The 11,756-nt window shown below is 65.3% G+C and carries 11 protein-coding genes and 1 tRNA gene; 7 read left to right on the forward strand and 5 right to left on the reverse strand.

Going from position 1 to position 11,756, the window contains the following annotated elements:
• Positions 1–30 precede the first annotated feature (30 nt).
• The 3 genes from gcvPA (at position 31) to ASE88_RS11900 (ending at position 3,704) form a co-directional block, all read left to right on the forward strand.
• Positions 31–1,401: an aminomethyl-transferring glycine dehydrogenase subunit GcvPA gene (gene gcvPA, locus ASE88_RS11890; RefSeq protein ID WP_056478271.1), complete on the forward strand. Its 1,371-nt coding sequence runs from the start codon at positions 31–33 to the stop codon at positions 1,399–1,401.
• A complete protein-coding gene (gcvPB, locus tag ASE88_RS11895; protein WP_056478272.1) occupies positions 1,398–3,035 on the forward strand; it encodes an aminomethyl-transferring glycine dehydrogenase subunit GcvPB in 1,638 nt (545 codons plus the stop codon). The genes gcvPA and gcvPB overlap by 4 nt, the downstream gene beginning before the upstream one ends.
• 288 nt (positions 3,036–3,323) lie before the next feature.
• The gene (locus ASE88_RS11900; protein WP_200910206.1) at positions 3,324–3,704 is read left to right on the forward strand and encodes a hypothetical protein; all 381 of its coding nucleotides are present in this window, start codon (positions 3,324–3,326) and stop codon (positions 3,702–3,704) included.
• A 213-nt stretch (positions 3,705–3,917) separates the two neighbouring features.
• Here ASE88_RS11900 and ASE88_RS11905 read toward each other — a convergent pair whose 3' ends face one another.
• Entirely contained in the window at positions 3,918–5,321 is a 1,404-nt protein-coding gene (locus tag ASE88_RS11905; RefSeq protein WP_056478273.1) for a hypothetical protein, read from the reverse strand.
• Positions 5,322–5,445: 124 nt separating this feature from the next.
• On the opposite strand from ASE88_RS11905, the gene ASE88_RS11910 reads away from it, so the two are divergent.
• Positions 5,446–6,165 carry a DUF2490 domain-containing protein gene (locus tag ASE88_RS11910; RefSeq protein ID WP_235525520.1) on the forward strand — a complete coding sequence of 240 codons (720 nt, stop codon included), beginning with the start codon at positions 5,446–5,448 and terminating at the stop codon, positions 6,163–6,165.
• 40 nt (positions 6,166–6,205) lie between these two features.
• On the opposite strand, the gene ASE88_RS18395 is transcribed toward ASE88_RS11910, so the two are convergent.
• Positions 6,206–6,403 carry a hypothetical protein gene (locus ASE88_RS18395; RefSeq protein WP_082463147.1) on the reverse strand — a complete coding sequence of 66 codons (198 nt, stop codon included), beginning with the start codon at positions 6,401–6,403 and terminating at the stop codon, positions 6,206–6,208.
• A gap of 174 nt (positions 6,404–6,577) precedes the next feature.
• Between ASE88_RS18395 and ASE88_RS11915 the strand changes: the two genes are divergently transcribed.
• Positions 6,578–7,648 carry a PA0069 family radical SAM protein gene (locus ASE88_RS11915; protein WP_056479444.1) on the forward strand — a complete coding sequence of 357 codons (1,071 nt, stop codon included), beginning with the start codon at positions 6,578–6,580 and terminating at the stop codon, positions 7,646–7,648.
• A 167-nt stretch (positions 7,649–7,815) separates the two neighbouring features.
• Here the strand turns inward: ASE88_RS11915 and ASE88_RS11920 are convergent, their stop codons facing one another.
• The gene (locus ASE88_RS11920; RefSeq protein WP_056478274.1) at positions 7,816–8,175 is read right to left on the reverse strand and encodes a VOC family protein; all 360 of its coding nucleotides are present in this window, start codon (positions 8,173–8,175) and stop codon (positions 7,816–7,818) included.
• Between the two features lie 182 nt (positions 8,176–8,357).
• On the reverse strand, positions 8,358–9,893 hold the full coding sequence (locus ASE88_RS11925) for an aminoacyl--tRNA ligase-related protein (RefSeq protein WP_056478275.1): 1,536 nt from the start codon (positions 9,891–9,893) through the stop codon (positions 8,358–8,360).
• A gap of 377 nt (positions 9,894–10,270) precedes the next feature.
• Between ASE88_RS11925 and ASE88_RS11930 the strand changes: the two genes are divergently transcribed.
• A complete protein-coding gene (locus ASE88_RS11930) occupies positions 10,271–10,471 on the forward strand; it encodes a hypothetical protein (protein ID WP_055872798.1) in 201 nt (66 codons plus the stop codon).
• 51 nt (positions 10,472–10,522) lie between these two features.
• Here ASE88_RS11930 and ASE88_RS11935 read toward each other — a convergent pair.
• A tRNA-Ala gene (locus ASE88_RS11935) sits at positions 10,523–10,598 on the reverse strand.
• Positions 10,599–10,833: 235 nt separating this feature from the next.
• Between ASE88_RS11935 and ASE88_RS11940 the strand changes: the two genes are divergently transcribed.
• On the forward strand, positions 10,834–11,756 hold a 923-nt coding region (locus ASE88_RS11940), incomplete at its 3' end, for an SWFGD domain-containing protein (protein ID WP_235527921.1).

Raw genomic sequence — 11,756 nt, forward strand, 5'->3', positions numbered from 1 at the left:
CTCCCGTGAACGGGAGGGGAGGAGACTAGAATGCGCTACCTTCCCCTGACCCAGCCCGACCGCGAGGCGATGCTCGCCGTCATCGGCGCCGCGACCATCGACGACCTCTTCGTCGACGTCCCCGAGGCCGCCCGCCTCGACGGCCCCGTCCGCGACCTGCCGATGCACGCCTCCGAAATGGCGGTCGAACGCCACATGTCCGCGCTCGCCAAGAAGAACCTCACCGCGGGTGAGGCCCCGTTCTTCCTCGGCTGCGGCGCGTACAAGCATCACGTTCCCGCCAGCGTCGATCACCTGATCCAGCGCGGCGAGTTCCTGACCGCCTACACGCCGTACCAGCCCGAGATCGCGCAGGGCACGCTGCAGATGCTGTTCGAGTTCCAGACGCAGGTCGCGCGGCTGCTCGGTACCGACGTCGCCAATGCGTCGATGTACGACGGCTCGACCGCGTGCTGGGAAGCGATCGTGATGGCGCGTCGCATCACCAAGCGCGGCAAGGCGATCCTGTCGGCGGGTCTTCACCCGCATTACGTGTCGGTGTCGAACACGATGGCCAAGTTCACCGGCGACGTGCTCGACACGACCGATCCGCGGCTGGTGCCCGAGATGGACCTCGACCGGCTGATCGCGAAGATTGACGACGATACGTCGTGCGTGGTCGTCCAGTATCCCGATATCCTCGGCCGCATCGCCGATCTGCGTCCGCTCGCCGATGCTTGCCACGCCAAGAAGGCGCTGCTGATCGCGGTCGTCACCGAGCCGGTCGCGCTCGGCGCGATCACCTCGCCCGGCGAGATGGACGCGGATATCGTCGTCGGCGAGGGGCAGTCGCTCGGCGTCGGCCTCCAGTTCGGCGGACCCTATGTCGGCCTGTTCGGGTGCAAGGACAAATATGTCCGCCAGATGCCCGGCCGTCTCTGTGGCGAAACCGTCGACGCCGATGGCCGCCGCGGGTTCGTGCTGACGCTGTCGACGCGCGAGCAGCATATCCGCCGTGAAAAGGCGACGTCGAACATCTGCACCAACTCGGGGCTCTGCGCGCTGGCCTTCTCGATCCACATGACGCTGCTCGGCGAAGCGGGCCTGCGACAGCTCGCCGCGGTGAACCATGCGGGTGCCGTGGCCGCCGCCGAGCGCCTGTCGCAGATCCCCGGCGTCGAACTGATCAACGACAGCTTCTTCAACGAATTCACGGTGAAGCTGCCCATCGAGGCGCGCCCCGTCGTCCGTACGCTCGCCGATCGCGGCATCCTCGCGGGCGTCTCGCTCGGGCGGCTCTATCCCGGCAAGGACGACCTCGCGAACGGTCTTGTCATCGCCGTGACCGAAACGACCACCGCGGAGGACGTCGAAACGCTTGCGTCCGCACTATCCACCGTACTTGGGGAGATACTGGCATGAGCATCAACCAGAGCGGCTGGCGCCCGACCGCGCCCGAGCAGGGCAAGGGTAACGTCCCCGCCAGCGTCACCGGCAACAAGGCGCTGATGCTGGAGGAAGCACTGATCTTCGAGATCGGCGACAGTCACACCACCGGCGTCGACTTCGATACCTTTGGTTCTCCTGCGAACGCAGGAGCCCAGGGTGCCAAGGACGCCGCTCGTGACCCTGGATTCCTGCGTTCGCAGGAAAACAAGCTGGGCGGATTGACGCGCGCCAACCCGATCGGCCTGCCCGGTCTGTCGGAGCCCGAGACCGTCCGCCATTACACGCGCCTGTCGCGCCAGAATTACGGCATCGATCTCGGCTTCTTCCCGCTCGGCTCGTGCACGATGAAGCACAACCCGCGCCTCAACGAGAAGATGGCGCGGCTGCCCGGCTTCTCCGACGTCCACCCGCTCCAGCCAGTCGACACAGTGCAGGGCGCGCTCGAGGTCATCCACCAGCTCGCGCACTGGCTCGTCACGCTCACCGGCATGACCTCGGTCGCGATGAGCCCCAAGGCGGGCGCGCACGGCGAGCTGTGCGGCGTCCTCGCGATCCGCGCCGCGCTCGAAGCCAAGGGTGAAGGCGCGCGGAAGATCATCCTCGTCCCCGAAAGCGCACATGGTACCAACCCCGCGACCGCGGCATTCGCCGGCTACAGCGTCGAGGATATCCCCGCCACCGCCGAGGGCCGCGTCGACACCGCCGCGCTGAAAGCCCGGCTCGGCCCCGACGTCGCGGGTGTGATGATCACCAACCCCAACACCTGCGGCCTGTTCGAGCGCGACATGCGCGAGATTTCGGATGCGGTGCACGCGGCGGGCGGCTTCGTCTATTGCGACGGTGCCAACTTCAACGCGATCGTCGGCCGCGTCCGTCCGGGCGATCTCGGCATCGACGCGATGCATATCAATCTGCACAAGACCTTCTCGACCCCGCATGGCGGCGGCGGTCCGGGTTCGGGTCCGGTGGTGTTCTCGGCGGCATTGACCCCCTACGCACCACTTCCGTTCGTGGAAAAGCAGGGCGACCAGTTCGTCCTGATCGAAGAAGAGAACGCCGACGAGCATCATGCCGGCAGCTTCGGCCGGATGGTCGCGTTCCACGGCCAGATGGGCATGTTCACGCGCGCGCTGACCTATATCCTCAGCCACGGCGCCGACGGTCTGCGCCAGGTGTCCGAGGATGCGGTGCTCAACGCGAACTACATCCTGCGCAGCCTCGACGAGACGCTCGACGCGCCATTCGGTCGTTCGGGGCCGTGCATGCACGAGGCGTTGTTCTCCGATTCGGGGCTCGCCGAGGGTTTCTCGACGATCGACGTGGCGAAGGGGCTGATCGACGAGGGCTTCCACCCGATGACGATGTATTTCCCGCTCGTCGTCCATGGCGCGATGCTGGTCGAGCCGACCGAAACCGAATCGAAGGCCGCGCTCGACCAGTTCATCGCGGCGCTCCGCTCGGTCGCCGAACGCGCCAAGGCGGGTGACGCGAGCCTCAAGACCGCCCCGCATTTCGCCCCCCGCGCGCGCCTCGACGAGACGCTCGCGGCACGCAAGCCGGTGCTGGTCTGGAAGGACCCCGCGCCGCTCGCCCAGGCGGCCGAGTAACGATACGCTCCCCGTCTAGTTCGGGACCACCGGGCAGGGCGGGGGGCTATGCGTTCCATCTCGATGCGAGCGCGATCACCGATATGCTATTTGCGCTCGCCCCTTACCTATTCGCCACGCACCGCCTTCAAATGTACCTCCGAGCAAAGCGCATGCTGTGAAATGTACTGGTCGGATGAAATCGGTATCGATGTTGATCGAGAGCAGTAAGGTCGTCGAAAATACCCGGACATTTCTGGCGAACCGCAGCGTTGACTGGCGCCAACAAGGCTTTGCGGAGAGATCGACATGGCGGTTAAATTTGCAGGAACGATGAACGCGATCAATCGCGGACTGGATGCGACCAAGCCGGCCAAGGGTGCCGACATGGTGGAAGACTGGGAGGCCGCGCTGGCAGATGTCGAGATCGCCGGTGCAAAGGGAATCCTCCGCGATCTCGCCTCGCTGCGCAAACAGCTCGAAAAGGAGACGCCGGACGCCGACCGCGTGCACGCGTTGCTGCACCGACTGGGAACCGCGACGACCAAGATCGCCGATAAATCCGACAAGTCGCAGGACAAGCTCAAGACACTGGGTCAGGCGCTGACCGAGGCCGGTGAGGACTCACCGGACGAAGAAGAGGATACCGAGGCCGCCGCAAGCCCGAAGCGGGCGCGCAAAAAGGCCTGACGACGCAACCGTGGCGCGCCCCGATCCCGGCGCGCCACGATGTGTCAGGAAGCGCTAGATCGCGCCCGGCTCGAGCGGTTTCGACCGGGGCGGAGCACGAAAGGCCTCGAAGCCCTTCGGTAAAGCGGCATCCACCGGTTGCGGCAGAATTCGTCCGAACCTGTTCGCCGTCGCCACTATATCGGGTGCAAGGCGTACGGCCGCTTCGACTGGTTAAACCAGGCGCGCCAAGGGCGTCGACATGGTATCCGGCCGCGGCTGGACATAGTGCAGCGCCCAATCCCGCGTCGCCTCGTCCGTCAACCGGGCGATGAGCAACGCTCGCGCCGATGCGATGTCGCCCCGGCAGACATGCACGTCCATAGCGGCGCCCGGCAGGATCGCCTCGGCGAGCACCACTTCGGCGGTGGCCCGTTGCGCCGCGGCGCCTTGATTGGTGCGCCACAACGCACAGGCGCGCCACGCCTGCACGCTGGTCACGGCAGAACGATTGACGTTGCTGCCAAGCGTGCGCGCGCGGGCCAGAAACGTATCGGCACGTACCAGAACGTCGGGCCAGTTCGTCGTCATGCTGGCGAGCGTCAGATATGCGCCGTCGATGTTGAGCGCGTTGCCGCTGTCTTCAGGTGGCATCGACGCGGCGACCTTGGCGAGCAGTGCGCGTGCTTCGACGCCGCGATCCATAGTCGCCAGAGCACGTGCGACGATCGGCGCGAGAAACTCGGCCCCGTTCTGCGCGGCGCCCGGTTGAACGCGTTCGAACATGGGCAGGAACAGCGTGACGATGGTGGGAAACGCTTGGTAGCGGGCCAGTTGGCGTGCGTACGGCGTCGCGGTCTCGAAATCGTCGGCGGCGGTCCAGCCGGTGCGCAGTTCGTTCAGATAGCGCAGTGACTGCGCGGCCAGGTCGGCGCCCGCCCACTCGGTGATCCGCGGCCACAGTGCTGCATAGCGACGGTCGACATATAAGGAGAGCAGGTCGTTCGGATTCCCGATGGCGGTCACGGTCTGGATCGCGTCGGCATCTTGCCTGTTGCGGATCGCCTCGCGGATGCGCGCGAGCGCCGCCGACGAGCGTTCGGGCGCAAGGCCCGCGCTGAAGCCGATCTCGTCGAGCCGCGCGCTGATCCGGTCCGCTCGGACACGATCGCCGATATCGGTCAGGCGACCGACCAGCGCCAGCATCAGATATCGGTCGCTCGTCCGCGCGTAATCGGGTGATTCCCGGCTTGCCTCCATCCAGAGGTCGGCGGCACGCTGCGGCGCCCCCGCGAACGTGTAGACGCCGGCGGCGACGAGTTTCGGACGTGGATCGTCGGGGAGCAGGCGCAGCGCTTCCTCGACCGCGGCGACCGCCGGCCCGGCATTCCTTGCCGACGCCAGCACGCCTGCGCGGACCGTCTGGACCATGCCGCGCAACGGCGTCGGCCGCGGGAGCTTGGCAAGCACCGCGTCGAGCTTCGCGAGGTCGGGCGGCCGGCCGGCGACAGCCGAGGCCGCCTCGGCCATCACCGCGCGATCCGCCGGATCCGTGGTCATGGCGAGCGGGTCTGGCACCTGTGCAATCCCCGGTACGGCAACCGCGAGCAGCAGCGCCGTGGCCACGGCATATTTCATTCCACGTCTCCCTCGCGACCGATCGGACCACAGGTGCGGATGACTGTCCATCGCCGACGGTATCGCCAGACTATCACCCCGCGTTTGTCATGACTTCGCCGCGAACCGTGCGTATGGGCAGCGCGTGATCCGCCTCAGCTATCGCCCCACCCGCCTCGGTCCTGTCCCTGCCGGCCTCGCCCTGGCGTTCGCGCTTCTGGCGACGCCTGCATACGCACAACAGCAGGACGAGCAGCTATGGCTACAGGTCAATACCAACGTACCGATTGCCGACCGCCTGCGCATCACGCTCGAGCAGATCGCACGCGGCAGCGACCGGCAGGGCGGGCTGTACCAGACCGAATTTGGCGGGCTGCTCGGCTATCGCGTCGCGAAAGGGATCGAGCTCGGCTTCGGCTATCGCAAGGTCGGCGCACACAACGGTAACGATTCCGCCGACGAAGACCGGCTCCGTCAGCAGGTGGTGGCGACGCTGGGTCCGTTCGTCACACGTTTCCGGATCGACGAGCGGTTCAATCCCGGGGGCCGCGAGATCGGGTTCAGGATACGCCCGCTGATCCGATATAATCACCGGATCGGCGCCGGAAAGCTCGCGCTGTTCGTCAGTCACGAGAGCTTCTTCCTGCCCAACACGACGCGCTGGGGGCAACGCCGTGGATACGAACGGATGCGCAACATCGTCGGCTTAGCGGTACCGATCGGCAAGCAGGTCGCTGCCGATATCGGCTATCTCAATCAATATCGTGTGGCGCGGGGCGGTTCGGGCGCGGAAATGGATCACGCATTGACGCTGCAACTGACGATCAACCTGAACGCGTTCGCCGTTCCGCGCGTCCACGACTGACCGGCACGATCAGCCGAGGTCACCAGCGCCGGCGCGGTGGTCAGGCGAGGGCGGACCCACCGCGGGCTTCGTGGATCAGGTCAACGAGTTGCTTGTTGATCGATGCGCCGTGAAGATGAAGATGAACCGCGTCATACCCCTCGCGTCGCAGTCGTTGCCGTAGCGCGTTTACCGACTCGCACTCTCCCGAGCGCGCCAGTTCGAAAGCCCGTTCAACCGTGGTGATCTGTCCCGTCATCGGACCGCCCTACGCGTTAACGAAGCGAGCGGCGAGCGCTCATTCATACTAGTGCCAAGTCATTCGAAAAAAGCATTAATCTATGTAAATTTTGCCCGAGCGCTGCCGCGCCCCGGCCAGCCGATCGATAGCATTGTTCTTTGTATGTTCCGCTACAGCGTGTATCGTCGAATGATGAAATTCGCGCGACCAGTCCGCGGTGCAACGCGCAATGACGAAAGCCGTCGGTTCAATTTGCCGCAGACCGAGGCAGACGGCGACTGGCTCGACATGCGCGAAGGGATCGATGGCATCGCGCCGATGCTGCGGACGACCGTGACGGTCGAGGCGCCGCGGACGATCATCAGCCGCAATGCATCGCCGGATGTGCCGTTCGACCGCTCGATCAATCCCTATCGAGGGTGCGAGCATGGCTGTATCTATTGTTTTGCCCGGCCGAGCCATGCGTTCCACGACCTCTCCCCGGGGCTTGATTTCGAGACCAAGCTGTTCGCCAAGCCGTCCGCCGCCGCGCTGCTGCGCGGCGAATTGGCAAAGCCGGGCTATGCGGTCGCGCCGATGGCATTGGGGACGAACACCGATCCGTACCAGCCGATCGAAGCGCGCTGGCGGATCACCCGTGGCATCATCGAGGTGCTGGCCGAGACGAATCATCCGCTGACGATCACCACCAAGTCGGACCGGGTGGTCCGCGATCTCGACCTGCTCGGGCCGATGGCGGCGAAGGGGCTGGCGGCGGTGGCGATGTCGATCACCTCGCTCGATCCGAAGATCGCGTCGACCATCGAGCCGCGCGCACCGCATCCCGAGCGGCGCCTTGCGGCAGTGCGCAAGCTGGCCGATGCGGGCGTGCCGGTGTATGTATCGATCGCGCCCGTCATTCCGGCCATCACCGATCACGAAATCGAGGGTCTGATCGCCCGGGCGGCGGAGGCCGGGGCGACGCGGGCGTTCTTCATTCCGGTACGGTTGCCGCATGAGGTGGCACCGCTGTTCCGCGCATGGCTAGACGCGCATTTCCCTGATCGGGCGGGTAAGGTGATGGCGAAGATCGCATCGCTGCGTGGCGGCAGGGATAATGACCCGAACTTCTTCACGAGAATGAAGGGACAGGGGCCGTGGGCCGATCTGCTGGCCACGCGATTCCGGATCGCGTGCGCGAAACACGGCCTGAACCAGGAACGGATCGCGCTGCGCATGGACCTATTCCGCGCACCGACGGGGCCGCAGGGGGAGTTGTTTTGACGAGATTGCACCCGACGACCGCCGCGCGACAATGTGGGTGGCGGTGATACACCGCGTGTCATCTTTCGATCATTGCGTAGCGAGGCTGGATAGACAGGCCCGGTGATCGACGCTTGGCCCGCTCAAAACCGGCACGGCTCTACAGCCGAGGTTTGTACGCACCGCCATTACGCAGAATCGTCGGGTTGCCAGAGTTCGATCGGATTGCCTTCCGGATCATGGATGCGGGCAAAGCTGCCGAAGCCGGGCATGTCCCACTCGGGGTTGGTCATTACCGCGATGCCCGCCGCGCGGAGTGCCGAAATCAGGCCGGCGAGGTCATCGACGCGCAGATTGAGCATCCATGAGCGGTCCACGGGAAAATAGTCGGCGTCGACCGCGAACGGCGCGAAGACGCTCGGCCCGGCTTGGGTCTCCCACGATCCATACGGAACTGAGCCGACGCCGAGATGCTCGACATACCATGCGCGGATTGCTTCCGGGTCTCTTGCCCGGAAGAAAAAGCCGCCGATTCCCGTCACACCCATGCCTGCCCCCCGCGAGCGCGTTTCACCCAAGCCGAGACGACTATACGAGACGCGGAAACCGGCGCAGCCCATAGACTGGCCCATTTCGGTTGCTCCGTGACCGTGTGTTCGAGCCGGCGGCGCCTTTCGATCCGGATCCCGGGCGCGGCCCGAACGCGACCGATCGCAGCAGATCGGCACGCTCAGTAGGCGCGACCGATCAGGACGCGCTCGACCGCCGGCTCGCCCGTAAACACGCACACGCCATCGTCACACCCGGTCTGTCCCATCGGCGCGTTGCGAATGGTGAGCTTCAACCCTTTCAATCGCTCCACGACCTTGTCGAGCGCCGCGCCGGTGGGTTTCGACCAGCGGACGTCGACCCAGCCGGGGTTCTTCATGCCGTCAGCGAAATGCGCCTCGACCGCGGCGAAGTCGTCGGCGGGGACGATGTTGCCCTTCACACGGTTCATCGACTCGACGTGAAGCGTCGCCTGGACGTCGTGCAGCATACCCGAGACTTCGCTCACGAAATCGGTCCGGGCGACGGCGTTGCTGTCGAGCTTGCCGTCCTCGCGGTAGAGGCGATCGCGGCGGATCACCGTGACGTTGCCGCTGGCGACGTCGCGGCCGCCGACCTCGATCACGATCGGTGCGCCCTTCTTGACCCAGCCCCAGCGCTTGGTCGCGGCCTTGGCGGGCTTGAGGTCGAGCAGCGCGCGGACCGGTTCACCGAGAGCGGACTGCTTCGCCAGTTCGGCCTGGAGCGACTTGCAATAGTCGACGATCGCGGCGTCCTCGGGGACGTCGCGCAGCATCGGCACGATCACCACCTGCCACGGCGCGATCATCGGCGGCACACGCAGGCCGTCGTCGTCGCCGTGCACCATGATGACCGCGCCGATCATCCGCGTCGACACGCCCCAGCTGGTGGTGTTGCACAGCTCGAACTCGCCGCCTGCATTCTGGAACCGGATGTTTTGTGCGGACGCAAAGTTCGTGCCGAGGAAATGCGAGGTGCCGGCTTGCAGCGCCTTGCCGTCCTGCATCATCGCCTCGATCGAGTAGGTCGCGACTGCGCCGGGGAAGCGCTCGTTCTCGGGCTTCTCGCCGGCGATGACGTGGACGCCGAGGCATTCCTCCGCGAAGTCACGATAGACCTCGAGCATCTTGAGCGTCTCGTCGCGCGCTTCCTGCGCGGTGGCATGCGCGGTGTGGCCTTCCTGCCAGAGGAACTCGCTGGTGCGCAGGAACATGCGCGTGCGCATCTCCCAGCGGACGACGTTGGCCCATTGGTTGATCAGCACGGGCAGGTCGCGCCACGACTGTACCCAGCGCGCGAACGCGGCGCCGATGACCATCTCGGAGGTCGGGCGGACGACCAGCGGTTCCTCGAGCTTCGCGTCGGGATCGGGCACGAGGCGGCCATAGCCGTCGGCCTTGAGGCGGTGATGCGTGACGACCGCCATTTCCTTGGCGAACCCGTCGACATGCTCGGCCTCCTTCTCAAAATAGGAGAGCGGAATGAAGAGCGGGAAGTAGCAATTCTCGTGGCCGGTCGCCTTGATCCGGTCGTCGAGCAGGCGCTGGATACGCTCCCAGATGCCATAGCCCCAGGGGCGGATGACCATACATCCGCGGACGCCCGATTCCTCGGCGAGATCGGCCTCCGCAATGATGGCCTGGTACCAGGCGGAGAAATCCGCCTCGCGGGTGACGGGGAGTGCGCGCTTTATCATGGTGTGCGCTTATCGCGAACGCGGCGGTTCGTCACCCCATCGTGCCGCATCGGCCGGTTACGAGGGGCGCCTGTAGCCCGCGCCACCGCTGATCCGCGTTCGCATGCCGAGGAGGGGGCGGCGGGGTCGCGAAGATCCGTCGCCGCAGGAGCAGCGGCCGGTCCACGACACGCCGCCGTTCCGCGTCCCGTCCAAAGCCCGCCCGATCTGACAACGCCGGAGATCTCTGCCGCAGCCGTCGATTTCCGGACCGCGGATACTCTCTTCGCGACAGGTTTTGCGAAATCCTTCCAACAAAGCCGTGCCGCCATCGAAATGTCATCGCTGCGTCACGCAAGGATAACTAAAGCCGAATCGGTTTTAATGGAGAAAAATTCGTGCTTATCAAATTGCTTGGTGTTCCCACCGGGACGGTCGCGATCAATCGCGACCACATCGCATCGATTGAAAGCGAAGACCGTACGACGACCCGCGTTTCGTTCTCCGGCGGTACGTTTACGCTCGTCACGGGCAAGATCGACGACGTGATCCTGCACATTACCAATCCCCCCGCATCGGCGCTGATCACCTATCGCTGACGCCCACGCGCGGTCATCGGCCCGCGTCTCCAAAGCTCGTCGATTTGCGCGTGGTGGAGCCGAGGGGAATCGAACCCCTGACCTCTGCAGTGCGATTGCAGCGCTCTCCCATCTGAGCTACGGCCCCGCGCGGTTGGCCATAGGCCATGATCGCGCCGTAGCGAATCGCTTTGGGGGATGCAACAGGCTTGGCAAGCCGCGTTCGCCCGGTCGGTCGCACGTCGTCGCACCGCAGCTTCGGGTCGCCGTCAAGCTACCGGAAAGGCAGGAACAATCCTCGCGCTGGGCCTTTGTAGACCCCGGAGTGCACGACGCCGCATACGACGACGCCGGCAGCCGCAGGACAGCAATTAGGAGGTTCTATGGTCTACGAACGCTATACCCGAGATCGTCAGTCTGGCGACTATTACGGTCGGCCGAACTCGCAGGATTATGGTCGTGATTTCCGCTCCGATGGCGGCGATTATGGTCGTTCCAGTGCGCGCGACTATGCTGCCGCCGGCGAGTATGACCGCGATGGCAACCGTGGGCGTGACGACCAGAGCCGCGAACAGGGCGGTCGCGATTATTATGGTGGCCATAATGATCGTCAGCAGCCATCGGGCAGCGATCGCTATGGCCAGTCGCGCTACGGGCAGGGTTCGGGCCAGTCCTACGGCCAGCAGGGCTATGGTCGCCAGGATGCGGGTCAGCAGCGTTATGGCCAGCAGAGCTACGGCCAGGAGAATTACGGCCGGCAGGGCTATGGCCAGCGCAGCCAGGGTTCGGGCGAAACCGAATATCACGGCAGCTATGCGTCGGACGGTCGTCGCTTCGAGGACGTAGGTCGCAACCGCGACGCGGATGACGACAACCGCCGCGGGCCGTCGCGCGGCGATAACCGTGGCTATGGTCGCCAGCCGCAGGGTTACGACTATGACGATCGTGGCTTCATCGCACGCGCGGGCGACGAGGTCCGTTCGTGGTTCGGCGACGACGAGGCGGAGCGGCGCCGCGAAGCCGATGCTCGCTACGACGAGCGGTCCTATGGCAACGCGGATAATCGCAATCGCTCGTCCAACCCGCACGACGATCACTATCATAGCTGGCGCAGCACGCAGATTGCGGCGCTCGACCGCGATTATGACGAGTATCGCAACGAGAACCGCTCGAAGTTCGAAAACGAGTTCTCGTCGTGGCGTACCGAGCGTCAGGGCCAGCGGAGTTCGTTGTCGCAGGTCACCGAGCATATGGAAGTCGTCGGCTCCGACGGCAGTCATGTCGGCACGGTCGACAAGGTGAAGGG

This window comes from Sphingomonas sp. Leaf38 (genome assembly GCF_001421825.1).
Lineage (GTDB): Bacteria > Pseudomonadota > Alphaproteobacteria > Sphingomonadales > Sphingomonadaceae > Sphingomonas.

What these genes read in the sequence shown, in the direction of transcription:
- gcvPA (WP_056478271.1), top strand. Translation starts at nt 31, where the DNA reads ATGCGCTACCTTCCCCTGACCCAGCCCGACCGCGAGGCGATGCTCGCC.
- gcvPB (WP_056478272.1), top strand. Translation starts at nt 1,398, where the DNA reads ATGAGCATCAACCAGAGCGGCTGGCGCCCGACCGCGCCCGAGCAGGGC.
- ASE88_RS11900 (WP_200910206.1), top strand. Translation starts at nt 3,324, where the DNA reads ATGGCGGTTAAATTTGCAGGAACGATGAACGCGATCAATCGCGGACTG.
- ASE88_RS11905 (WP_056478273.1), bottom strand. Translation starts at nt 5,321, where the DNA reads ATGAAATATGCCGTGGCCACGGCGCTGCTGCTCGCGGTTGCCGTACCG.
- ASE88_RS18395 (WP_082463147.1), bottom strand. Translation starts at nt 6,403, where the DNA reads ATGACGGGACAGATCACCACGGTTGAACGGGCTTTCGAACTGGCGCGC.
- ASE88_RS11915 (WP_056479444.1), top strand. Translation starts at nt 6,578, where the DNA reads ATGAAATTCGCGCGACCAGTCCGCGGTGCAACGCGCAATGACGAAAGC.
- ASE88_RS11920 (WP_056478274.1), bottom strand. Translation starts at nt 8,175, where the DNA reads ATGGGTGTGACGGGAATCGGCGGCTTTTTCTTCCGGGCAAGAGACCCG.
- ASE88_RS11925 (WP_056478275.1), bottom strand. Translation starts at nt 9,893, where the DNA reads ATGATAAAGCGCGCACTCCCCGTCACCCGCGAGGCGGATTTCTCCGCC.